Below are 22,522 nucleotides of genomic sequence, written 5' to 3'. Positions count from 1 at the left end.
ACCCGATCACGGAGGCCGTATGTTGCAGGACGCTCGCTATGGTGATGTGTTCCATACTTTGCCGCAGGCTTGTGCGCTGCTAGACATACGGCTCCGTGTGGTCGATGCCAATCCGGCCTACCTTGCGCTGCTAGGCCGGTCTCTCGATCAGGTTCGGGGGTGCTTCCTGCGCGATGTCTTGCCTTCCGCGTTCCCTGATGCCGAGTCGGGCTGGCTTGCAGAGCTGTTCACTTCCTGCGAGCGGGCTCTGGCGTTGACCGTTTCGGACTCATCGAGCCGTGGTGGATTCAGCCATACGCCGATTCTCGACCGGCATGGCCGCATGGAGATGTTGCTCCAGTGTCTGGATGGCAGCGTCTTGCCGTCGGCGAAGGCGTTGTCGGGTATCGCACATGAATTGAACAACCTGTTGCAGGTCATTGGTGGCAACCTTCAGTTGCTGGCGCGCAGCCTGCCGGACGATGAGTCGGCCCGCAGGCGCCTGTCGCAGATGTCTGCGGCGGTCGACTCGGCGGCTGAACTGGTGCGTGAGGTTCGGCAGAAGAGGGTGGCGGCTCCTGTTGCGGTTCGCTTGCCTCCTTCGTCGGATGGTGCGGTTTCGTCAGGCGCGTCGTTGCGTGTGCTGCTGGTCGAGGACGATTCCACCTTGCGTCTGTTGATGGGCGAAGTGATGGTGGAGCTTGGGCATCAGGTCTGCTTGAGCGAGTCGGCGGAAGATGCTTTGCAACTGTTGGTGACGCAGCCTTTCGATGTGCTTCTGACGGATATCGGCCTGGCCGGCATGAGCGGGCTCGATCTCGTGCGAGAAGTGCGCCGCCAGGGGCGAGGGCTGGCGGTGGTCATCGCCTCGGGAAGCGTGGTCGATATCGAGCGTGAAGGGCTGGCGGGTGTGCGCACCATGATCAAGCCCTACGATATCCATCAGGTGCGCACCTTGCTCGACAGTATTCGGGGCGAGTTCTGAGGCAGGGCTGGATCTGTTTCTGTCAGGTGCGGTATCCACTTCGTCCGTTGACGTGTGCGCTGGACGATAAGTCCCTACGCTGCTTGCGGTAAGCCATCAACCTCCATAGAATACCGCCCCTTGCCCGGAAGGCGGGCTGCTGCGCGCCTCTTCGAAAGCAAGAAACACCTCATTCACTCCTTGCCTGACCGCTTTGCTGGCAGGCTGCAACCCGTAAGGAGCAGTTATGCGTCATTACGAAATCATCTTTCTGGTTCACCCGGATCAGAGCGAACAGGTCGGCGGCATGGTGGAGCGTTACACCAAGCTGATCGAAGAGGACGGTGGCAAGATCCATCGTCTGGAAGACTGGGGCCGTCGTCAGCTGGCTTATGCCATCAACAACGTCCACAAGGCTCACTACATCCTGTTCAACGTCGAAGCCAGCGCCAAGGCTCTGGCCGAGCTGGAAGACAACTTCCGCTACAACGACGCGGTCATCCGCAGTCTGGTCATTCGTCGCGACGAAGCCGTGACCGAGCAGTCCGAAATGCTCAAGGCTGAAGAAAACCGTAGCGAGCGCCGTGAGCGTCGTGACCGTCCTGAAAACACTGATAGCGCCGATAGCGACGTTGACAGTGACAGCGACAACGCTGACGAGTAATCCAAAGGTTTATTGAGGAGCCTGACCATGGCACGTTTTTTCCGTCGTCGTAAGTTCTGCCGTTTCACCGCTGAAGACGTGAAAGAGATCGACTTCAAAGATCTGAACACGCTCAAAGCCTACATCTCCGAAACCGGCAAGATCGTTCCTAGCCGTATCACTGGCACCAAGGCCCGTTACCAGCGTCAGCTGGCGACTGCCATCAAACGTGCTCGCTACCTGGCCCTGCTGCCCTACACCGACAGCCACGGCCGTTGATCGGGCTGGTCGACAAAGGTAGAGGATAGATCGCATGCGCGCCTTGGCCGAGTTCATCATGCGCGGTCGCTTGCAGGCCACTCTCGTAGTGGTCGTGGCAGCGATACTGCCGTTCATGTTCTGGTTGAGTGCGGCTGCCGGTAGCCTGGTGCTGTTGCGGCGAGGCTTGAGCGATGCGCTGGGCATTCTGGTCTGGGCGCTGTTGCCGGCCCTGGCCTGGATGTACTTCGGTGATCCACGCGTCCTGCTCGTGTTGCTGGGGTCGCTGGCACTGGCGATGCAGTTGCGCAACCAGGCTCCCTGGTCACGCGTGATGTTGTACAGCATAGGGCTTGGGTTGTTGTATGCCTGGGTTTTGTCGCAGGTGTTCGCTGAGCCGATCGCTGCGCTGGCTGGTGAAGTGCAGAAAGCCCTGCCCGATGCGCTGTCGCAAGCGTATGAGCAGCTTTCCGATGAGGAAAGAGGGCGATTGGGCGCTTTGCTGGTGCCGGTACTGACCGGTTTGCTGGCTGCGCTGTTGCAGGCGCTGACCCTGCTCAGCCTGGTGCTTGCGCGTTACTGGCAGGCCCAGTTGTACAACCCGGGTGGTTTCGGCGCCGAGTTTCGGGCGCTGCGGTTTCGGGCGTTGCCCGCGATGCTGTTGCTGGCGGGGATATTGCTGGGGCCTAGCATCGATGTGCATCTGGCGGCACTGACGCCGTTGTGCAGCGTGCCCCTGGTATTCGCCGGGCTGGCGCTGGTGCACGGCCTGGTGGCGCAGAAGCGTATGCAGCGGTTCTGGCTGGTGGGGTTGTACGTGACCCTGCTGGTGTTCATGCAACTGGTCTATCCGCTGTTGGCCGTCATGGCCGTTGTCGACAGCCTGTTTGATTTTCGTGGCCGCGCCTCTCGTAAAGAGGGAGCGGGGTCTGACGGTGAAGGTTAAAAGTTAAGAGGTAAGACTCAAATGGAAGTCATCCTGCTGGAAAAGATCGCCAACCTGGGCAACCTGGGCGATAAAGTGAACGTCAAGGCCGGTTACGGCCGTAACTACCTGCTGCCGCAACGCAAAGCGACTGCTGCGACCCCGGCCAACATCGCCGAGTTCGAAGCCCGCCGCGCCGAGCTGGAGAAGGCCGCTGCCGAGAAGAAGGCATCCGCCGAATCCCGTGCCGCACAACTGGCCGAGCTGGAAGTCACCATCACCGCTACCGCGGGCGATGAGGGCAAGCTGTTCGGTTCCATCGGTACTCACGACATCGCCGATGCCCTGACCGCCTCTGGCGTCGAAGTGGCCAAGAGCGAAGTGCGTCTGCCCAACGGCACCATCCGTCAGGTTGGTGAGTACGATGTGGCTGTGCACCTGCACACTGACGTTGAAGCCAGCGTTCGGCTGATCGTCATCGCCGGCTGATGCCTGCGGCGTCTGGCACCTCGGGTGCCAGGCGGATAACATCGGGCACGTTTCCGCCTAGCGGGACGTGCCTTTTGTTTTTCTGGATACGAGTACCATGAACGACATCAGTCTTCCCCAGCAGTACGACCTGGAAACAGCGGCGCTCAAGGTTCCGCCTCACTCCATCGAGGCCGAGCAGGCGGTGCTTGGCGGCCTGATGCTCGACAACAATGCCTGGGAGCGTGTGCTCGACCAGGTATCCGATGGCGACTTCTATCGCCACGACCACCGACTTATCTTTCGTGCCGTCTATGTCCTGGCCGAGCGCAATGCCCCCTTCGATGTGGTGACATTGTCCGAGCAGTTGGACAAGGAGGGTCATCTGTCCCAGGTTGGCGGGCTGGCCTATCTGGGCGAATTGGCGAAAAACACGCCTTCCGTGGCCAACATCAAGGCCTATGCGCAGATCATCCGCGAGCGCGCCACGCTGCGTAAGTTGATCGGTATCAGCAATGAGATCGCCGACAGTGCCTATGCACCCCAGGGGCGAACTGGCGAGGAGATTCTGGACGAGGCCGAACGGCTGATCTTCCAGATCGCCGAGTCGCGGCCCAAGGTCGGTGGCCCGATCGGCATCAACGACATCCTGGTCAAGGCCATCGATCGTATCGATTCGCTGTTCAATGCGGGCGAGGCGATCACGGGCTTGTCCACTGGCTTCACCGATCTGGACGAAGCCACCAGCGGCCTGCAGGCAGCCGACCTGATCATCGTGGCGGGGCGACCGTCCATGGGCAAGACCACCTTCGCCATGAACCTGGTGGAGAACGCGGTGCTGCGCTCGGACAAGGCGATCCTCGTCTATTCGCTGGAGATGCCTGCCGACTCCATTGTGATCCGGATGCTCGCCTCTCTGGGGCGTATCGACCAGACCAAGGTGCGTACCGGCAAGCTGGACGATGACGATTGGCCACGATTGACGTCGGCGGTCAACCTGCTCAACGACCGCAAGTTGTTCATCGACGATACGGCCGGAATCTCGCCTTCGGAGATGCGTGCGCGCACCCGGCGTCTGGCGCGTGAGCATGGCGAGATCGGCATGATCATGGTCGACTACCTGCAATTGATGCAGATTCCCGGTTCCAGTGGCGACAGCCGGGTCAATGAGATTTCCGAGATCTCACGCTCGCTCAAGGGCCTGGCCAAGGAGTTCAACTGCCCGGTAATCGCCCTGTCGCAGCTCAACCGCTCGCTGGAGCAACGGCCCAACAAGCGCCCGGTCAACTCTGACCTGCGTGAGTCAGGGGCCATCGAGCAGGATGCGGACATCATCATGTTCGTCTACCGGGATGAGGTCTATCACCCTGAGACCGAATACAAGGGTGTCGCCGAGATCATCATCGGCAAGCAGCGTAACGGCCCCATCGGTACGACCCGCCTGGCCTTCCTCGGTAAATACTCACGTTTCGAGAACCTGGCGCCGGGCAGTTACCAGTTCGACGACGAGTAGGTCGCAAGGCCTGCTGCACGCTTGAGGCATGGCCGTGGGCTGCATTGAGTTCTGCCTCGGATATGCCACTTGAAGCCTGCATGGCTTCTTGCGGCCCGCCGTCTTTCGAAATCGCCCTGGCGATGGGTTGCGGTCGGTGGTGCTCGGAGTAAGATTCGGGCTCTTGCCGTTTTCAAGGACTCCTTTCATGCGCCCCCTCGTTGCAACGGTCGATATGGCCGCGTTGCGTCATAACTATCTTCTGGCCAAGCGCTGTGCTCCAGGCCGACATGCCTTCGCTGTCGTCAAGGCCAATGCCTACGGACATGGCGCGCCTCAAGTGGCCGAGGCGCTGGCGGACCTTGCCGATGGTTTTGCCGTGGCCTGCATCGAGGAAGCGCGCCAGGTGCGCCAAGTGGTGGCTGATGCTCGCTTGCTGCTGCTGGAGGGGTGTTTCGAGGCGCAGGAGTATCAGGAGGCGGCGCAGTCCGGGCTGGATGTGGTGGTGCAGGACGAGAACCAGGCGGCCCTGCTGCTCGCCGCACGACTGGAGCGACCGCTGAATGTCTGGCTGAAACTGGACTCGGGCATGCACCGCCTGGGGTTCACCGCCGAGGCGTTGCGCGAGTGCCATGCCCGCTTGCGAGGCTCGGCGAATGTCGCGGAATTGAACCTGATCAGCCATTTCGCCTGTGCCGATGAGCGCGGGCATTCGCTTATCGATGCACAGTTGGAGCGCTATTCCAGCGTGCTCGACCTGGCTTTCGACAACCGTACGCTGGCCAACTCCGCTGCCGTGCTGACCTTGCCTGCCGCGCATATGGATTGGATACGCCCCGGCATCATGCTCTATGGTGCTTCGCCATTCGCCGAACTGAGTGCCCAGACGCTGGGATTGAAACCGGTCATGCGCCTGACGGGGCGGCTGATCGCCGTGCGCGACCTGGCCCCTGGCGAGTCAGTCGGTTACGGCGCTGGTTGGATCGCCGAGCGTCCCTCGCGGATTGGCACGGTCAGTTGCGGTTATGCCGATGGCTACCCGCGCATCGCACCCTCGGGAACGCCGCTGGCGATCAGGGGGCAGCGTGTACCTCTGGCGGGAAGGGTGTCCATGGATATGCTGGCGGTGGATCTCACCGACCTTCCAGACGCGGTGTTGGGTGACGAGGTGGAGTTGTGGGGTGAGCAGGTCACCATCGATGAACTGGCGACGGCCTGCGGCACCATTGGTTATGAGTTGCTGACCAAGGTGACTGCCCGAGTGCCCAGGCGCTATATACCGTAGCGGTGCTCTGCGAGCCGGAAGCGCCGCTTCTCGGCAATGCCTTCCATGTTCCCAGCTTCTGCGGCACAGGCCCCGGCATTGCACCGGGGCCTGTGATGTCCGTCAGTCTTCTTTCTTCTGGTTGGCTGCCTGCAGGGCAGTCAGGGCGATGGTGAAGACGATGTCGTCCACCAGAGCGCCGCGTGACAGGTCGTTGACCGGCTTGCGCAGGCCTTGCAGCATCGGGCCGACGCTGATCACGTTGGCGCTGCGCTGTACCGCCTTGTAGGTGGTGTTGCCGGTGTTCAGGTCGGGGAAGACGAACACTGTGGCTTGGCCGGCGACCAGGCTGTTGGGCGCTTTCTGCTTGCCGACGCTGGCCACGGAGGCGGCGTCGTATTGCAGTGGGCCGTCGATCGGCAAGCCGGGCGAACGCTCACGGGCCAGTCGGGTTGCCTCGCGAACCTTGTCCACTTCCGCACCGCTGCCTGAGTCGCCGGTGGAGTAGCTGATCATCGCCACGCGCGGGTGAACGCCCAGGGCTACGGCGGATTCGGCGCTCTGCAGGGCGATTTCCGCCAGTTCGGTCGCGCTCGGGTTGGGGTTGACCGCGCAGTCGCCGTAGACCAGTACCTGGTCCGGCAGCAGCATGAAGAACACCGAGGACACCAGGTTGTAGCCCGGCGCGGTCTTGATCAGTTGCAGGGCTGGGCGGATGGTGTTGGCGGTGGTGTGCACCGCACCGGAAACCAGGCCGTCGACCTCGTCCAGTGCCAGCATCATGGTGCCCAGCACCACGGTGTCCTTGAGCTGCTCGTCGGCCATTTCCGGCGTCAGGCCCTTGCTCTTGCGCATCTCGACCATGGGCGCGATGTAGTCCTGGCGAATCCGGTCCGGATCGAGGATTTCCAGCCCTTCAGGCAGGACGATGCCCTGTGCGGCGGCGATGGAGCGGACTTCCTCCGGCTTGGCCAGCAGCACGCAACGGGCGATGCCGCGCTGTTGGCAGATGGCGGCGGCGCGGATGGTGCGCGGCTCGTTGCCTTCCGGCAGGACGACGCGCTTGTTGGCTTCCTGGGCGCGCTTGACCAACTGGTAGCGGAACGCGGGTGGCGACAGGCGCAGTTCGCCGCGCGGCACGCTGAGGCGATTGCGCAGGAATTCGGGTTGCAGGTGGCCGGCGATGTAGTCGGTGACGCGGGTGGCGCGCTCGATATCGTCGGACGGTGTTTCCTTGTTCAGGCCGAACAGGTTGGTGGAGGTGTCGTAGGACCCTGTCGACACGCTGAATACCGGCAGGCCGCCGTCCAGCGCCGCCTTGCACAGCTCGAGGATGCGTGGGTCCGGGTCGAAATCGCTGCACAGCAGCAGGCCGGCCAGCTTCACGCCATTGAGCGAGGCCAGGCTGGCGGCCAGGATGATGTCGTCACGGTCGCCGGGTGTCACCACCAGCACGCCGTTCTGCAGCAGTTGTACGGTATTGGGTACGGTGCGGGCGCACAGGACGATCTTGTTGACTCGGCGCTGTTCGGCTTCGCCAGTATTGATGACCTTGGCATCCAGCAGTTGCGCCACGTCGAGGGTACGCAGGGCGTTGAGTTCCTGCTCGAACGGAATGTTGCCCAGCAACTGGAAGTCCTTGCCGCCCAGGGCTGGCAGGTGGGCCTTGAGGCGTTCGACGAACGCCTCGCTGCCATCTTCGCTCTTGACCTTGTTGAGGATCACGCCCAGTACGTTGCTGGCCTGGATTCCGCCGAACTGGCGGGCCTGGATTTCGATGCGCTCGGCCGTCTGCTTGAAGGTGTCGCTGCCTTGGGCTGCGACCAGGATGACTTCGGCATCCAGGCTCTTGGCGATCTGGCTGTTGATGCGCCCGGCATAATCGGAGGCGCGGGTCGGCACCATGCCTTCGACGATCACCACGTCCTTGCCGCTGGCGACCTGCTGGTAATGACTGACGACGTCTTCGAGCAGCAGGTCGAGTTCGTCGTTGGCCAGTTGGCGTTCGACCTGTTCGAGCGGGATCGGTGTCGGTGGCGTCTGCTTGAGTGTGCGCTCGGCCAGGATGCAGGAGCGTTCGAGGCCCTGGTCGCTGGGGAAGGGCTGGGCGATGGGCTTGTAGAAGCCGACCTTGAGCCCGCTGTTTTCCAGGGCGCGGATCAGGCCAAGGCTGACGGAGTTGAGACCGCCGCCGGAGCCGGCGGGTGCGAGAAACAGAGTGTGCATGGGATCTCCTTGTGCTGGAGGAACACGATCTGCTGGGTATTGGCCGGGTGGCGTGGAAAGTGGCTCCAGCTCGCGAGATCGTGGGCGGCGTGGTGATTAAAAAGGAAAGACCCGACGTACGAAACGATCGGGTCTTGCTCATTGGGTCGTATCAGGCGTCGAGCAGGGCCAGGGTGTCGATGGCGATCTGGCGTTCCTCGTTGGTCGGCACCACCATCACGCGTGGGCTACCGGCGGCCTGGATCTCTCCGGCGACGCCACGGGTGCAGCGGGCGTTGGCTTCGTCGTCGAGCTTGAAGTTGAACAGTTTCAGGTGTTCCAGCGTGCGTGCACGGATGGCCGAGGAGTTTTCGCCGATGCCGCCAGTGAAGATCAGGCCATCCAGGCGTGGCAGGGCGCAAGCCATGCTGGCCAGGGACTTGGCGAGGCGGTAGCAGAAGACTTCGAAGGCCAGGCTGGCACCGGCATGGCCGGCGATGCGTGCTTCGTAGAGGGTGCGCATGTCGTTGGACAGCCCGGACAGGCCTTTCAGGCCGCTCTCGTGGTTGAGCATGCGGTCGACCTGATCCAGCGTCCAGCCGAGGTTGCGCGCCAGGTAGTTGTGCAGGTTCGGGTCGACGTCGCCACTGCGGGTGCCCATTGCCAGGCCTTCCAGCGGGGTCAGGCCCATGCTGGTGTCGCGGCTTTCGCCGTTGACGATGGCGCAGGTGGAACTGCCATTGCCCAGGTGGGCAGTCAGCCAGCAACTGTCATTGACCGGCAGGCCGGTGAGTTCGGCGGCACGCTTGCTGACATACAGGTGGCTGGTGCCGTGGAAACCGTAGCGGCGTACACCATGTTCCCGATAGAGGAATTCAGGCACGGCATAACGATAGGCGTGCTCGGGCATGGTCTGGTGGAAGGCGGTGTCGAATACGCTGACCTGCGGCAGGCCCGGGAACAGGGCCATGGCGGCTTCGATGCCGGTCAGGTTGGCCGGGTTGTGCAGTGGGGCCAGTTGTGCGGCAGTGCGCACGGCGTCGAGTACGGCATCGTCGATCAGCGAGGAGCCGGTGAAGTGCTCGCCACCATGCACGACGCGGTGGCCGATGCCGTCTAGGCGGCCGCCGGCGGCTTCCTGGGCCAGGGGCAACAGGCGTTCCAGTGCTGCACGGTGATCAGCATCCGGAATGTCCAGGCTTTCCTTGGTTTCGCCCAACTGCCAGTGCAGGACGGCTTCGGGGCTGCCCAGGCGTTCGGCCAGGCCTTGCAGGGGGAAGGTGGCTTGTTCCTCATTGACCAGAGCGAACTTGATCGAAGAGCTGCCACAGTTGATCACCAGGATATTACGAGCCGGCATCGGTGCTCCTTGGAATGCTGTTTGATTATTGGAAAATGCGCCAAAGGAAACTCATGCGCCGGATTCTTGCACATGTCAGGCAAAAGGGATGCCATCCGAAGGTTGTATTCGACCTACAAAAAGCATGGTCTACGAATGTGTCGGATTCCCTGGTGCCGAGGCTTTTCCGTCCGAATCTTCGGTGTGTCGTTCGCAATCGCAGTGACTGGCAGTTAGACTGCTGCGCTCATTCATTTCTACGAAAAGGTTTCGTCACATGCTGATCGCCGCCAACAAGGCTGTCTCCATCGACTACACACTCACCAATGATGCCGGTGAGGTCATCGATAGCTCCGCTGGCGGTGCGCCGCTCGTCTACCTGCATGGCTCCGGAAACATCATCGTTGGCCTGGAGCGCGCGCTCGAAGGCAAACAGGCCGGTGACGAGGTGAAGGTTGCCATCGAACCCGCCGATGCCTATGGCGAATATAGTGCCGAACTGGTGGCCACATTGAACCGTTCCATGTTCGAAGGTGTCGATGAACTGGCGGTTGGCATGCAGTTCCATGCCTCGGCGCCGGATGGTGGCATGCAGATCGTGACCATCCGTGATATCGAGGGTGACGATGTCATCGTCGACGGTAATCATCCTCTGGCGGGGCAGCGCCTGAATTTCGACGTCAAGATCGTCGATGTTCGTGAGGCCAGCGAAGAGGAAGTCGCCCATGGACATATCCATGGCGAAGGTGGGCATCATCACTGATATTGGGATACGCCTGGCGCAGTGACTGCGCACGGGTGCTTCTCGCCAGCGTGTGCTTTGGTTGTCGAAGGCGCCCCGGTTCGCCGTGGCGCTTTCTACCTTCTGGAGAAGTAAGCAAATGAGTGCATTCCACGATTTGAATCTGTCTGGTCTGGCCGGCGAGCCACTTCCGGATCTTTTCAGCAATCCGCTGACGCTGGTCGTCAACGTGGCTTCGGAATGCGGATTGACACCGCAATATGCAGGACTGGAGCGCCTCTACCAGGAGTATCGGGCTCGCGGATTCAGCGTGCTGGGTGTGCCGTGCAACCAGTTTGCGGCCCAGGAGCCGGGGACCGACGACGAGATTCGTTCGTTCTGCAGCCTTAACTACGGCGTGACCTTTCCGTTGACGTCCAAACAGGAGGTCAATGGTCCGAACCGGCACCAGCTTTATCGTCTGTTGGCAGGAGAAGGGGCGGATTTCCCAGGCGATATCACCTGGAATTTCGAGAAGTTCCTGGTGGCCAGTGATGGTCGTGTTCTGGCGCGTTTTTCTCCGCGTACCACACCCGATGATCCCGCGCTGATCCAGGCCGTCGAGGCTGGTCTGGCCTGAAGGGTTGTAACCAGGGCTCTTCATGTGGGCGATGGCCCGGCTTGTGGTTATTGCTGTCCGAGTACGGCTGCCATCAGGCCTGGGAAGCGCATGTCCAGATCCTCGCGGCGCAAGCTGTTGATGTGGGTAGTGCCCGCATGGCTGGTCTGGACCAGGCCGGCATCGCGCAATACCCGGAAGTGATGTGACATGCTGGATTTCGGACGCCCCCCATCCAGTTCACCGCACGTGGCCTCGGCAACCCTGGCCAGGTGCCGGACAATTTCCAGGCGTACCGGATCGCTCAAGGCATGGAAGATGCGTTCGAGTGTGAAGTCTTTGGCGGATGGGTGCTTGAAGGGGCGCATGGCGGCAATCATACATGGGGTTTACCGGAATGCATAAGTTCGAATATTATCGAATTTAAGTAATAAGCCATCCAAAGGGAAATCACCATGTCTGCACTGTTCTCGCCCCTGAAGCTCAAAGGCGTCACCTTGCGCAATCGAATCGCCGTTCCGCCCATGTGCCAGTATCAAGCTGTGGACGGCCTGATCAACGACTGGCACCAGGTTCACTATGCGTCCCTGGCCCGCGGTGGTGCGGGGTTGGTCGTCGTCGAAGCGACCGCGGTCTCGCCGGAAGGGCGTATCTCGCCAGCTTGTGCCGGTCTGTGGACGGATGAGCAGGCCCGGGCGTTCGTGCCTGTGGTCAAGGCGATCAAGGCGGCAGGCTCTGTTCCCGGTATCCAGATTGCCCATGCCGGGCGCAAGGCCAGCGCCAATCGTCCCTGGGACGGCGATGACCATATCGATGAGGGTGATGCCCGCGGCTGGCAGACATTGGCGCCCTCGGCCGTCGCTTTCGGTGCCAATCTGCCGCGTGTGCCGAAGGCCTTGAGCCTGGAGGAAATCGCTCGCATCCGCGCTGACTTCGTCGCGGCGGCCAAGCGGGCACTGGAGGCCGGCTTCGAGTGGCTCGAGCTGCACTTCGCCCATGGCTACCTGGCCCAGAGTTTCTTCTCCACCCATTCCAACCAGCGCACCGATGCCTATGGCGGCAGCCTGGAAAACCGCAGTCGCTTCCTGCTGGAGACCCTGGCGGCGGTGCGCGAAGTCTGGCCGGAGCATTTGCCGCTGACTGCGCGCTTTGGTGTCATCGAATACGACGGACAGGATGAGCAGACACTGGCCGAGTCGATCAAGTTGGCGCGCCAGTTCAAGGCCGGAGGATTGGACCTGCTGAGTGTCAGTGTCGGTTTCTCCACGCCCGAGGCGAATATCCCGTGGGCTCCCGCATTCCTGGCGCCGATTGCCGAGCGTGTCGCGCGCGAGTCAGGGCTACCGGTATCCAGTGCCTGGGGTATCGATACTCCGGAGTTGGCGGAGTCCGTGGTGAAGAATGGGCAACTGGATCAGGTCCTGGTCGGCAAGGCGCACCTAGCCGACCCACATTGGCCCTATCGGGCCGCACGTGCGCTGGGCGTCGAGCGCGCCTCCTGGGTGCTGCCCGCGCCTTATGCCCATTGGCTGGAGCGTTACCACAGCAATTGAGTGACTGCGTCGACCGGACTCATGTCCGGTCGAATGCTTCTGTGATATCCGCCTTTTGCATCATGCCAATACGACTTTCGTAGATACTCCGGCGGTTTGCCATGTAATAAACTCCGGCCTCCGACTCACCCAGTGGCTTGAGGCTTACATGTATTCCGATCGTATTCGCTTGTCCTCTCTGCAAAGTAAAGTCATGAGCGCCCAAGAGGCCGCTTCCTTCATCCAAGACGGCATGACTGTCGGCATGAGCGGTTTTACCCGTGCCGGTGAGGCCAAGGCGGTTCCGCTGGCACTGATCGAGCGCGCCAAGCAAGAGCCTTTGAAAATCAGCCTGGTCACTGGCGCCAGCCTCGGCAACGATCTGGACAAACTGATGGCCGAAGCCGGCCTGCTGGCCCGTCGCTCGCCCTTCCAGGCCGATCCCACCCTGCGCAAGGCGATCAACGCCGGCCAGGTCATGTTCACCGACCAGCACCTGTCGCACACCGTCGAGCAGATGCGCAGCAATCACATCCAGAAGCCTGCGGTCACCATCGTCGAAGCCGTTGCCATCACTGAGCAGGGCCACATCGTTCCGACCACGTCCGTGGGCAACTCGGCCAACCTGGCACTGTTCGCCGACAAGGTGATCATCGAGCTGAACCTGGCGCACAACCCGAATCTGGAAGGTCTGCACGACATCTACATTCCCGAGGAGCGTCCGAACCGCAAGCCGATCCCGCTGCTGAACGCCAGCGACCGTATCGGCAGCACCGCGATCCCGGTCGACCCGGACCGTATCGCCGCCATCGTCATCACCGAGCAGCCTGACTCCTATTCCACCGTCACACCGCCGGATGAAGAAACCCAGGCCATTGCCGATCACCTGATCGAGTTCTTCAAGCGCGAAGTGGCCGCCGGTCGCCTGAGCAACAGCCTGGCACCGTTGCAGGTCGGTATCGGCAACATCGCCAATGCCGTGACCTCCGGTCTGATCAACTCGCCGTTCGACAACCTGGTGCAGTATTCCGAAGTGTTGCAGGATTCCACCTTCGAACTGATCGAAGCCGGCAAGCTGCGTTTCGCTTCGGGTTGCTCGATTACCCTGTCCGAGCGCATCAATGACCGCGTATTCGGCAACCTGGAAAAGTACAAGGACAAGCTGATCCTGCGTCCCCAGGAAATCTCCAACCACCCGGAAGTCGTGCGTCGTATCGGTGTCATCGGTATCAACACTGCGCTCGAGTTCGACATCTATGGCAACGTCAACTCCACTCACGTTGGCGGCACCAAGATGATGAACGGCATCGGTGGTTCGGGTGACTTCGCCCGTAATGCCCAGCTGGCCATCTTCGTCACCAAGTCGATCGCCAAGGGCGGCAGCATTTCCAGCGTGGTGCCGATGGTCGGTCACGTCGACCACACCGAGCACGACACCAGCATCCTGGTCACCGAGCAGGGCCTGGCTGACCTGCGTGGCCTGGCGCCGCGTGAGCGTGCCCGTGCCATCATCGACAACTGCGCTCACCCGGACTATCGCGATGCGCTGAATGCCTACTTCGAGGCTGCGCTGGAGAAGGGCGGCCAGACTCCGCATGTCCTGCGTGAAGCCCTGCAGTGGCACGTCAACCTGGAAGAAACCGGCCACATGCTGACCAAGAAGTAAGTGACGGTTGGCGCGGCGAAAGCGCCACGCCACATTGAAAAACCCCGGAAGCCTGGCTTCCGGGGTTTTTTCATTTGAGCTGTAAATGTCTTCAACTGGCATGAAAATTCCCTTTTGATGCTTTCTTATTGCAGTTGATTTTCGCTACGCAAAGCCTTGCCAGGCATCGCTTTCCCTTTTGTGAAGGCTTCAGCTAGTATTCGGCCCCCTCTCTGGAAAAGGTCGAGTCGGAGTGAATGGCACCTTCCTTGCTTCATTCCTTTCTCACTATTGCGCGGGTCTCCATGGCCCGGTATTCCATGTGCTGAGCAGCGCCGAGCAATGACACAGATATCCGAACGCGTCCTCGTCCAGGCCCATCTGGCGGCCAAGCAACCCAGGCCCCTGACGCCCGATCAGGAAGCACAACTGCGTGCCGAGATCGGGGGCGAACTGAAGCGGCAGAATGCCGTGCTGGTTGCGCATTACTACTGCGACCCGGTCTTGCAGTCCCTGGCCGAGGAGACGGGTGGCTGTGTCTCCGATTCCCTGGAAATGGCGCGCTTTGGCAACCAGCACTCCGCCAGCACGGTGGTGGTCGCCGGGGTCAAGTTCATGGGCGAGACGGCGAAGATCCTCAATCCCGAGAAGCGGGTGTTGATGCCGACACTGGAGGCGACCTGTTCGCTGGACCTGGGTTGCCCGGTGGATGAGTTCAGTGCCTTCTGTGACCAGCATCCCGAGCGTACCGTGGTGGTCTATGCCAATACCTCGGCGGCGGTCAAGGCGCGGGCTGACTGGGTGGTGACTTCCAGTTGCGCGCTGGAGATCGTCGAAAGCCTGATGGATAACGGCGAGAAGCTGATCTGGGCGCCGGACAAGCACCTGGGCAATTATGTCCAGCGTGAAAGCGGTGCCGACATGCTGCTGTGGGACGGTGCCTGTATCGTCCACGAGGAGTTCAAGGCCAAGCAGCTCGAAGATATGAAGGCGCTGTACCCTGAGGCTGCGATCCTCGTGCACCCGGAGTCGCCTGAGGCGGTGGTGCGGCTCGCCGATGCGGTGGGGTCTACCAGTCAGTTGATCAAGGCAGCCCAGACCTTGCCGAATACCCACTTCATCGTGGCGACGGACCGGGGCATCTTCTACAAGATGCAGCAGCTGTGTCCGGACAAGGTGTTCGTCGAGGCGCCCACCGCGGGTAACGGTGCTGCTTGCCGAAGCTGCGCCCACTGCCCGTGGATGGCCATGAATACGCTGGAGCGCACGCTGGATTGCCTACGCACGGGCAGTAACGAAATCTTCGTCGATCCCGCATTGATTCCGCGGGCAATTCGCCCACTCAAGCGCATGCTGGACTTCACCCAGGCGGCCAGGCTAAAGCTGGTGGGCAACGCCTGAGTTGCTGAGTAGTGGCGTCTAGCGCATGTTCTCGATCATGCGTTTTTCTTCTTCCAGTTGGCGCTGCCGTGCGTCGATACGCGATGCCAGCTGGAAGTTGTTCGAACGGCGCTTGGCCAGGTCGAGCTGTTCGGTGGCCTGGCTGTAGTCGCCGACCAGTGCGAAGTACTCTGCGCGGGCCTGGTGCAGGCCGACGATATTGCCGGTCAGGCCACGCATTTCCGCGACCTGATACCAGATGTCCGGATCACGCGGGCGGTTGGCCGAGAGTTTGTCCAGCTCGCGCTCGGCTTCGCTGGTCTTGCCTTGCTTGGTCAGTGCATCGATCAGTGACTGCTGTGCGGGATAGCTGCCAGGGTAGAGGCGCAGCATGCGCTGTGCCCTGTCGAGGGCCTGCTGCAAGCGATTGGCGGTGATATCCAACTCGATGTTCGCCAGGTTGTAGAGCAGGTCGTCAGGTTGCCTCTGGAGCAGGGGCGTCAGGGTTTTCAGTGCCTCCTCCAACTGGCCGCCCTTGATCAAGGCCAGTGTCAGGCCGTAACGCGCGGCATCGAGGTTCGGGTTTTCGTCGAGCATGGCGCGGAAGCGTTTGGTGCCCAGGCCGGGCGTCGACTCGAAACGGAGCTGCACGCGGGAGCGCACCAACTGATAGCGCAGGCTGTCCTCTCGCCCCTTGCCGCTGTATTGCTCGGCACGGTTCTTGGTATCCGCGATACGCGATTCGTTGACCGGGTGGGTCAGCAGGAATTCCGGTGGTTTCTGGTCGTAGCGATATTGGCGCATCAGGCGCTCGAACATCGACGGCATGGCCTTCGGGTCATAGCCGGCCTTTTCGAGGTTGATCAGGCCGATGCGGTCCGCTTCCTGCTCATTCTGGCGCGAGAAGCGGCGCTGCGACTGAATGGCGGCAGCCTGGGTGGACAGGATCGCCGCCATGCCCGCGTCCCCGGCGCCGGCCGCGGCCGCGACCACACCGGCCAGCAGCGCCGCCATCATGGGCAGTTGCATCCGCTGTTGCGCCTCGACACCTCGGGCGAAGTGCCGTTGCGAAAGGTGGGCAAGTTCGTGTGCAAGTACCGAAGCGTATTCCGCCTCGGTCTGGGCATGCAGGAACAGCCCGCCATTGACCCCGATGATGCCGCCTGGCGCCGCGAATGCGTTGAGTTGCGGGCTGGCGATCAGTACGAACTCCAGTCTGCGGTCCTGCAACTGGCTGGTTTCCGCCAGTTTGTAGACGCTGCTTTCCACGTAGTCCTTGAGTACCGGGTCGGACAGTTGGGCGATCTGTCCGCGCAACATGCTCAGCCAAGCCCTGCCAAGCTGGTATTCCTGTTCTGGGGACACGATGCCGGAGCTGGCGTCGCCCAGTGAGGGCAAGTCATCGGACCAGGTCGGTTGCGATAGCAGGCAGGCGAGCGTCAGCAGGGCGGGGCGCAGGAATTTCATCCATCGAGGCTCATGTGTGGTTTGCAGGTTTAGGTCGGAGACAGTTGGGCAACGGCGCTACTGTAGCGTTCCTCGTCGCTGGCTGGCCAGAGCGGCTCAATGATAGGTATTCTGCGCGGCTTTGCGAGGAGGTGGATATGGTCGACATGGCTGGTGTGCCCGCGCACGATGCCGAACTGGATGCGAGCGGCTTGAGCTGTCCGATGCCGCTGCTCAAGGCCAAGCTCTCGCTCAATGGGCTGGCCAGTGGCGCCGTGCTCAAGGTGACCGCGACCGACCCAGGATCGCAGCGGGATTTCCGCAGCTTTGCCAGGCTCTCCGGGCATGAGTTGCTGCGCGACGAGGAGGTTGGCGGTGTATTTCGTTACTGGTTGAGGAAGGCCTGAACGCTGATGCGACCAGGCTCCTGCATGCGTGCCTCGCAGGCAAGCCGCGCAGTACTCCTCAGGCTTTGTTCAGTGCCTCGGCGGCATCCAGTACCGCCTGCACATGGCCTGGTACTTTCACGCCGCGCCACGCCTGGCGCAATACGCCATCACTGTCGATGAGGAAAGTGCTGCGATCGACGCCGAGGTATTCCTTGCCGTAGAGCTTTTTCAGCTTGATCACGTCGAGCAGTTGGCAGAGCTGTTCATCCTTGTCACTGATCAGCTCGAACGGAAATTCCTGTTTGCGCTTGAAGTTCTCGTGGGTTTTCAGGCTGTCGCGGGAGACCCCGAAGACCTGCGTGTTGCAAGCCAGGAAGGCGGCATGCAGGTCGCGGAAACCCTGGCCCTCGGTGGTGCAGCCAGGGGTGTTGTCCTTCGGATAGAAATAGAGGACGGTCTGTTTGCCTCGCAGCGACTCCTGGGTGATGCTCAGGTTGCTGGTGGCTTCGGCCTGAAAAGCCGGGACAGGTTGGTCGATTTCTACGGACATGGGCATTTCCTCAAGGGGTCTGCGGGCGCCAGGGTTCGATCAGGGCGTCGAGGTTCAGTGCGTCGGCGAAGTCCAGGAACTGGTCGCGCAGCCAGCTGATCTGGGTGCCCGCCGGCAGGGTCACGGTCAGCGTCGCGTTGAGCATGGTGCCGCCGGTCTGCGGTGCCTGATAGGTATCGCAGCTCAGGGCCTCCAGCTCTACCCGGTGGTCGATGAAGAACTGGCACAGCTCGTTGAGAATGTCCGGGCGATAGACCGCGCTGACGTAGGCGACGTAGGGCAGTGCCATTGGCCGTACTTCCTGAGGCTCGCTGCGCACCACATTGGCGGTGAACGCGTGCTTCTTGGACAGGCTGGGCAGCAGGCCCTCCATGCGCACCAGTGCATCCCAGCTTCCCGTCACTTCCAGGACCAGTGCACTGCACTCGCCGTGGCGAGACAGGCGTGTGCTGACCACCGAGCAGCGGCTTTCGTTGCTGGCACGGCAAAGCACATGGGTCAGCTCCATGGGATTGGCGCCAAGGGCGCTGATGACGAGGAACTGTTCGCGAGGAGTGGTTGAGGAGGGGGTGGACATGCAGCATTCCTGGAGATGGTGACTCGATCGGTCAGCCCGGCGAGCGGATCGCGAGGGCCGAAAAGCTTTAAAGAGTAGCGAAATGCGCCCGGATAGGGAATGAGCGGCTTGCTTGTGTGGCGAAATGCACGGTGTGGCCGGCTGATCCGCCGTAAAAGGATGGAATCTGCATACTCGCAAAGCGTAATGGAGCCTTGTACCATAACGCCTCCTTATTTTCCGCCAGGAGCGATTGCATGATTTCGGGCAGTATTGTGGCATTGGTCACGCCAATGGACCCAGCGGGTGGTCTTGATTGGAGCAGCCTGAGCAAGTTGGTGGACTTCCATCTGCAGGAAGGCACCAATGCAATCGTTGCGGTAGGCACGACGGGCGAGTCGGCCACGTTGTCCGTGGCAGAGCACATCGAAGTGATCCGGCGTGTCGTCGACCAGGTCAATGGCCGTATTCCGGTCATCGCCGGTACGGGCGCCAACTCGACGAGCGAGGCGGTCGAGCTGACCGCGAATGCCAAGCGCGCCGGGGCGGATGCCTGCCTGCTGGTGACGCCGTACTACAACAAGCCGACCCAGGAAGGCCTCTACCAGCACCACAAGCACATCGCCGAGGCCGTGGCGATTCCGCAGATTCTCTACAACGTGCCGGGTCGTACGGCATGCGACATGCTGCCTGACACCATCGCGCGCCTGTCGACCGTGCCGAATATCATCGGCGTCAAAGAGGCCACCGGAAATCTCACGCGTGGTCAGGAAGTGCTCGACCGTGTCGGCAAGGACTTCCTGGTATTCTCCGGCGACGACGCCACCGCAGGCGAACTCATCCTGCTGGGTGCCAAGGGCAATATCTCCGTGACCGCCAACGTAGCGCCGCGCGCCATGGCGGATCTGTGCCGTGCCGCACTGGCAGGCGACGCCGCCGGGATGCGGGCGATCAACGAGCGCCTGCTGCCGTTGCACGAGAAACTCTTCATCGAGTCCAACCCGATCCCGGTCAAATGGGCGCTGCATGAAATGGGGCTGATGCAAGAAGGCATCCGCCTGCCGCTGACCTGGCTGAGCGAGCAATATCACGGGCAGGTTGCCCAGGCTCTGCGTCAGTCCGGCGTACTGGTTTAATTACGAAGGAACATCCATGAAGCGACTGGCCGGATTCTCGACCCTGGCACTGATCATCACCGGCACCAGCGGGTGCGGCTGGTTGTGGGGCGATGACGGATATTTCCGTGATCGCGGCAGTGATTACCTGGAGGCAAGCCAGACGCCTGTGATGCAGGTGCCTGAAGGTGTTCAAGTACGAGGGCTGGACCCTCTGCTGCCGATTCCGCGTCGGGTGGCCGACCTGCCGGCCAATCCGGGCAAGTTCGAGGTGCCTCGGCCGCAGAAGCTGCCATTCGCTGCCGAGAGCAGCGACTTCAGCCTGCAAAGCTCCGAAGATGCACGCTGGCTGGTCGCGATCCGCACACCTGCGCAGGTCTGGGCATCCGTGCGCCAGTACCTGACGGACAATGGCTTCGACATCGCCGACGAGCGACCGCAGACGGGTGAGCTGGTGACTGACTGGCGTAGCGGTGGACGCCTGAACCAGGCGCTGGCGCGTAACCTCGGCTTGGAAAACGACAAGGAAATCCGTGTCCGTGTTCGTGTCGAGCCAGGCGTGCAGCGCAGTACCAGCGAGATCTTCCTGGTCAGCGTCCAGCGCCCTGAAGGCAGCGAGACGGATGTGGCCTGGCCAGAGAACTCCAGCAACAAGGAAGTCGATCGCGTATTGCTGGACGAGTTGCATGCCAGCCTGTCGCGTACTGCCCAGCAAGGCGACTCGGTCTCCCTGCTGGCCGAGCGCGACTTCGATGCGCCGAGCCGCGTAGCACTCGAGACGGATGGCAGCGGTAACCCGCTGCTGCGTCTGGACAGCACGTTCGACCGTGCCTGGTCGCGTATCGGTCGTGCGCTGGAGGCCAGCGACATCCGTGTCGACGACCTCGATCGTACGCTTGGCCTGTACTACATCAACCTGGCCGAGGGTGCCGACAAGGATGCGGACAAGCCTGGCTTCTTCGCCCGCCTCTTCGGCTTCGGCGACAGCAAGGACGATATCGAGGCGCGTGCCGAGCGTTACCAGGTGCGCCTGACCAGCATCGCCAGCGATGTGCTGATCACCGTAGAGAAGAATAGCGACACCCAGGCGCCCGCCGATGTTGCGCGTCGCGTCCTGAACCAGCTCAACGAGAGCCTGGGACAGTAATCGAGGCTCTGGCCCGTCAGGCTTTCCTGGCGGGCCCCTGCTTTTTGCCTCGGCCAACCTCCGAATACCTTCTGGATACCTGCCATGACAACGCCTAGCGGCCTGAGTCTGAAGAAAATCTATTCCGGGAAAGTCCGCGACCTCTACGAGATCGATGACAAGCGCATGCTGATGGTCGCCAGTGATCGTCTGTCGGCCTTCGACGTGATCCTCGATGAGCCGATTCCGGAAAAGGGCAAGATCCTGACGTCGATTTCCAACTTCTGGTTCGAGAAGTTGCAGGGGCTGGTGCCCAACCACTTCACCGGAGATCGTGTCGAGGATGTGGTCAGCGCCGAAGAGTTGCCGCTTGTCCAGGGGCGTGCGGTCGTGGCCAAGCGTCTGAAGCCGGTGGCCGTCGAGGCTATTGTGCGTGGCTATATCGTCGGTTCGGGCTGGAAGGAATACCAGAGCAAGGGCACCGTCTGCGGTATCCCCTTGCCTGTGGGGTTGCGTGAAGCAGCCAAGCTGGCGCAGCCGATTTTCACGCCTTCCACCAAGGCTGCCGTGGGCGATCACGACGAGAATATTTCCTACGAACAATGCGAAGCCATCATCGGCACCGAACTGGCCGCCAAGGTGCGCGATACTTCGATTGCTCTCTACAGTGCGGCCGTCGAGTATGCGGCGACCCGTGGCATCATCATCGCCGATACCAAGTTCGAATTCGGCCTGGACGAAGAGGGCACCCTGATCCTGATGGATGAGGCGCTGACGCCGGACTCCAGCCGTTTCTGGCCCGCCGACAGCTACCGTGAGGGCAGCAATCCGCCCAGTTTCGACAAACAGTTCGTACGCGACTGGCTCGAATCCACCGGCTGGAACAAGCAGCCACCTGCCCCCGCCGTACCGGCCGACGTCGCGCAGAAGACCGCCGATAAATACCGTGAAGCACTGACGCGCCTGACTGCCGAGTAAGTCAACCAGCAGCCAGGACTTGGAGGACGTGCCCACACGTCCTCCATCCGTTTGAAGATAATGAAAAAACTAGCGTTTCGGGCTTCGACAAATACGTTCCAGCTGCTATCATGCGCGCCGCTGGAGAGATGCCGGAGTGGTCGAACGGGACGGATTCGAAATCCGTTGAACAGGCAACTGTTCCTAGGGTTCAAATCCCTATCTCTCCGCCATATCTAAAGCTTAAGCCCCTGAAATTCCTAGAGTTTCGGGGGCTTTTGCTATCTGCGACATGCAAGGTGTCGAAGAAGTGTCGAAAGCGGCTTGAGATTGCAGTTAGCTCTGGATCGGCGGCCACATTCTGGCGACGTGCACCAGAGTGAGAATCCAGACTGCATCACGCTCAGTCTGATAGACAAGGCGGTAGTTCTCGTGAGGGATCAGCTCGCGAGTACCGGTGATCGCTCCCAATCTACCCTTGTCGGGAAAGTCGGCTAGGCTGGCAGCCGCAGCGCTGAATAGCTCATCCATGTGCACAGCGGCGCGGAGGTTTTCGGCTGCGATGTACTCCCAGATATCCAGACGATCCTGCAGGGCTTCGGGTGTCCAGATGACCTTCATTCTTGGCCCAGGGCCTTAGCACGGCGAGCAGCAAACTCAGTTTCAACATCGTCATTGGATCGGCCACGACCGGCTTTTACCGATGCTCTGGCAACAGCGACTTTGCGTTGCACAAACTCATCATGTTCCTTGGCTTGACGTTGCTGGCGGATGAAGTCGCGCATGAGGTCTCGCATTACCTGGGAGGCCGGCAGATGAACGGCTTGAGCGGCTGCCATAAATCCTTCGCGCAGTTCGGGTTCAAGTTTCAGGTTGAAAACGGCTTCTTTGGCCATGGTGAGTCACCTCGTATATTTGGCTATACATACAATGTATATACGTTGTGTGT

Annotated in this window: 24 protein-coding genes and 1 tRNA gene; 17 read left to right on the top strand and 8 right to left on the bottom strand. The window is 61.3% G+C overall.

Annotation, left to right across the window (positions count from 1 at the left end):
* Positions 1 to 19 precede the first annotated feature (19 nt).
* From HW090_RS06295 to alr, 7 genes are all read left to right on the top strand, one after another.
* A complete protein-coding gene (locus tag HW090_RS06295) occupies positions 20 to 964 on the top strand; it encodes a response regulator (protein ID WP_179112705.1) in 945 nt (314 codons plus the stop codon).
* Between the two features lie 226 nt (positions 965 to 1,190).
* Entirely contained in the window at positions 1,191 to 1,607 is a 417-nt protein-coding gene (rpsF, locus tag HW090_RS06290) for a 30S ribosomal protein S6 (RefSeq protein ID WP_179112703.1), read from the top strand.
* A 27-nt stretch (positions 1,608 to 1,634) separates the two neighbouring features.
* Positions 1,635 to 1,865 (top strand): 30S ribosomal protein S18, encoded by a 231-nt coding sequence (rpsR, locus tag HW090_RS06285; RefSeq protein WP_131185937.1) that lies wholly within the window; start codon positions 1,635 to 1,637, stop codon positions 1,863 to 1,865.
* Positions 1,866 to 1,899: 34 nt separating this feature from the next.
* Positions 1,900 to 2,790 carry a hypothetical protein gene (locus HW090_RS06280; protein ID WP_179112702.1) on the top strand — a complete coding sequence of 297 codons (891 nt, stop codon included), beginning with the start codon at positions 1,900 to 1,902 and terminating at the stop codon, positions 2,788 to 2,790.
* A 21-nt stretch (positions 2,791 to 2,811) separates the two neighbouring features.
* Entirely contained in the window at positions 2,812 to 3,258 is a 447-nt protein-coding gene (gene rplI / locus HW090_RS06275; RefSeq protein WP_179112700.1) for a 50S ribosomal protein L9, read from the top strand.
* 97 nt (positions 3,259 to 3,355) lie between these two features.
* Positions 3,356 to 4,750: a replicative DNA helicase gene (gene dnaB / locus HW090_RS06270; protein ID WP_179112698.1), complete on the top strand. Its 1,395-nt coding sequence runs from the start codon at positions 3,356 to 3,358 to the stop codon at positions 4,748 to 4,750.
* Positions 4,751 to 4,937: 187 nt separating this feature from the next.
* Positions 4,938 to 6,014: an alanine racemase gene (alr, locus tag HW090_RS06265; RefSeq protein WP_179112697.1), complete on the top strand. Its 1,077-nt coding sequence runs from the start codon at positions 4,938 to 4,940 to the stop codon at positions 6,012 to 6,014.
* A 102-nt stretch (positions 6,015 to 6,116) separates the two neighbouring features.
* Here the strand turns inward: alr and pta are convergent, their stop codons facing one another.
* Positions 6,117 to 8,219: a phosphate acetyltransferase gene (pta, locus tag HW090_RS06260; RefSeq protein ID WP_179112695.1), complete on the bottom strand. Its 2,103-nt coding sequence runs from the start codon at positions 8,217 to 8,219 to the stop codon at positions 6,117 to 6,119.
* Positions 8,220 to 8,370: 151 nt separating this feature from the next.
* Positions 8,371 to 9,558, bottom strand: a complete 1,188-nt coding sequence (locus tag HW090_RS06255) for an acetate kinase (protein WP_179112693.1) — start codon at positions 9,556 to 9,558, stop codon at positions 8,371 to 8,373.
* A 256-nt stretch (positions 9,559 to 9,814) separates the two neighbouring features.
* On the opposite strand from HW090_RS06255, the gene HW090_RS06250 reads away from it, so the two are divergent.
* Together HW090_RS06250 and HW090_RS06245 are read left to right on the top strand one after the other, a co-directional pair.
* On the top strand, positions 9,815 to 10,300 hold the full coding sequence (locus tag HW090_RS06250) for a peptidylprolyl isomerase (protein ID WP_179112692.1): 486 nt from the start codon (positions 9,815 to 9,817) through the stop codon (positions 10,298 to 10,300).
* Positions 10,301 to 10,418: 118 nt separating this feature from the next.
* On the top strand, positions 10,419 to 10,898 hold the full coding sequence (locus HW090_RS06245) for a glutathione peroxidase (protein WP_179112690.1): 480 nt from the start codon (positions 10,419 to 10,421) through the stop codon (positions 10,896 to 10,898).
* Between the two features lie 47 nt (positions 10,899 to 10,945).
* Here HW090_RS06245 and HW090_RS06240 read toward each other — a convergent pair whose 3' ends face one another.
* Positions 10,946 to 11,245, bottom strand: coding sequence for a helix-turn-helix transcriptional regulator (locus HW090_RS06240; protein ID WP_179112689.1), 300 nt, complete (start codon positions 11,243 to 11,245; stop codon positions 10,946 to 10,948).
* A gap of 87 nt (positions 11,246 to 11,332) precedes the next feature.
* Here HW090_RS06240 and HW090_RS06235 point away from each other — a divergent pair, with 87 nt between their 5' ends.
* The 3 genes from HW090_RS06235 to nadA all read left to right on the top strand — a co-directional run bounded on the left by HW090_RS06235 (position 11,333) and on the right by nadA (position 15,455).
* Positions 11,333 to 12,430 (top strand): NADH:flavin oxidoreductase/NADH oxidase, encoded by a 1,098-nt coding sequence (locus HW090_RS06235; RefSeq protein ID WP_179112687.1) that lies wholly within the window; start codon positions 11,333 to 11,335, stop codon positions 12,428 to 12,430.
* Between the two features lie 148 nt (positions 12,431 to 12,578).
* Positions 12,579 to 14,075 (top strand): acetyl-CoA hydrolase/transferase family protein, encoded by a 1,497-nt coding sequence (locus HW090_RS06230; protein WP_179112686.1) that lies wholly within the window; start codon positions 12,579 to 12,581, stop codon positions 14,073 to 14,075.
* Positions 14,076 to 14,396: 321 nt separating this feature from the next.
* Positions 14,397 to 15,455, top strand: coding sequence for a quinolinate synthase NadA (gene nadA / locus HW090_RS06225; RefSeq protein WP_179112684.1), 1,059 nt, complete (start codon positions 14,397 to 14,399; stop codon positions 15,453 to 15,455).
* An 18-nt stretch (positions 15,456 to 15,473) separates the two neighbouring features.
* Here the strand turns inward: nadA and HW090_RS06220 are convergent, their stop codons facing one another.
* The gene (locus tag HW090_RS06220; protein WP_179112682.1) at positions 15,474 to 16,901 is read right to left on the bottom strand and encodes a M48 family metalloprotease; all 1,428 of its coding nucleotides are present in this window, start codon (positions 16,899 to 16,901) and stop codon (positions 15,474 to 15,476) included.
* 146 nt (positions 16,902 to 17,047) lie between these two features.
* Between HW090_RS06220 and HW090_RS06215 the strand changes: the two genes are divergently transcribed.
* Positions 17,048 to 17,287 carry a sulfurtransferase TusA family protein gene (locus HW090_RS06215; protein ID WP_373416386.1) on the top strand — a complete coding sequence of 80 codons (240 nt, stop codon included), beginning with the start codon at positions 17,048 to 17,050 and terminating at the stop codon, positions 17,285 to 17,287.
* Between the two features lie 58 nt (positions 17,288 to 17,345).
* On the opposite strand, the gene HW090_RS06210 is transcribed toward HW090_RS06215, so the two are convergent.
* Both HW090_RS06210 and HW090_RS06205 read right to left on the bottom strand, forming a co-directional pair.
* A complete protein-coding gene (locus HW090_RS06210) occupies positions 17,346 to 17,819 on the bottom strand; it encodes a peroxiredoxin (protein ID WP_179112678.1) in 474 nt (157 codons plus the stop codon).
* A 10-nt stretch (positions 17,820 to 17,829) separates the two neighbouring features.
* A complete protein-coding gene (locus HW090_RS06205) occupies positions 17,830 to 18,396 on the bottom strand; it encodes a glycine cleavage system protein R (protein ID WP_179112676.1) in 567 nt (188 codons plus the stop codon).
* 236 nt (positions 18,397 to 18,632) lie between these two features.
* Here HW090_RS06205 and dapA point away from each other — a divergent pair, with 236 nt between their 5' ends.
* From dapA to HW090_RS06185, 4 genes are all read left to right on the top strand, one after another.
* Entirely contained in the window at positions 18,633 to 19,511 is an 879-nt protein-coding gene (gene dapA, locus HW090_RS06200; RefSeq protein ID WP_179112675.1) for a 4-hydroxy-tetrahydrodipicolinate synthase, read from the top strand.
* A 16-nt stretch (positions 19,512 to 19,527) separates the two neighbouring features.
* Positions 19,528 to 20,637, top strand: coding sequence for an outer membrane protein assembly factor BamC (gene bamC / locus HW090_RS06195; protein WP_179112673.1), 1,110 nt, complete (start codon positions 19,528 to 19,530; stop codon positions 20,635 to 20,637).
* A gap of 84 nt (positions 20,638 to 20,721) precedes the next feature.
* Positions 20,722 to 21,594 carry a phosphoribosylaminoimidazolesuccinocarboxamide synthase gene (locus HW090_RS06190; protein WP_179112671.1) on the top strand — a complete coding sequence of 291 codons (873 nt, stop codon included), beginning with the start codon at positions 20,722 to 20,724 and terminating at the stop codon, positions 21,592 to 21,594.
* A gap of 122 nt (positions 21,595 to 21,716) precedes the next feature.
* Positions 21,717 to 21,806 (top strand) — tRNA-Ser (locus HW090_RS06185).
* A gap of 103 nt (positions 21,807 to 21,909) precedes the next feature.
* On the opposite strand, the gene HW090_RS06180 is transcribed toward HW090_RS06185, so the two are convergent.
* Together HW090_RS06180 and HW090_RS06175 are read right to left on the bottom strand one after the other, a co-directional pair.
* Positions 21,910 to 22,194, bottom strand: a complete 285-nt coding sequence (locus HW090_RS06180) for a type II toxin-antitoxin system RelE/ParE family toxin (protein WP_179112670.1) — start codon at positions 22,192 to 22,194, stop codon at positions 21,910 to 21,912.
* A complete protein-coding gene (locus tag HW090_RS06175; protein WP_179112668.1) occupies positions 22,191 to 22,469 on the bottom strand; it encodes an antitoxin of toxin-antitoxin stability system in 279 nt (92 codons plus the stop codon). The genes HW090_RS06180 and HW090_RS06175 overlap by 4 nt, the downstream gene beginning before the upstream one ends.
* Between the last annotated feature and the right edge of the window lie 53 nt (positions 22,470 to 22,522).

Source organism: Pseudomonas sp. ABC1 (assembly GCF_013395055.1).
Classification (GTDB): Bacteria; Pseudomonadota; Gammaproteobacteria; order Pseudomonadales; family Pseudomonadaceae; genus Stutzerimonas.
Note: the sequence above shows the minus strand (reverse complement) of the source record. Positions and strands in the feature narration are given on the sequence as shown.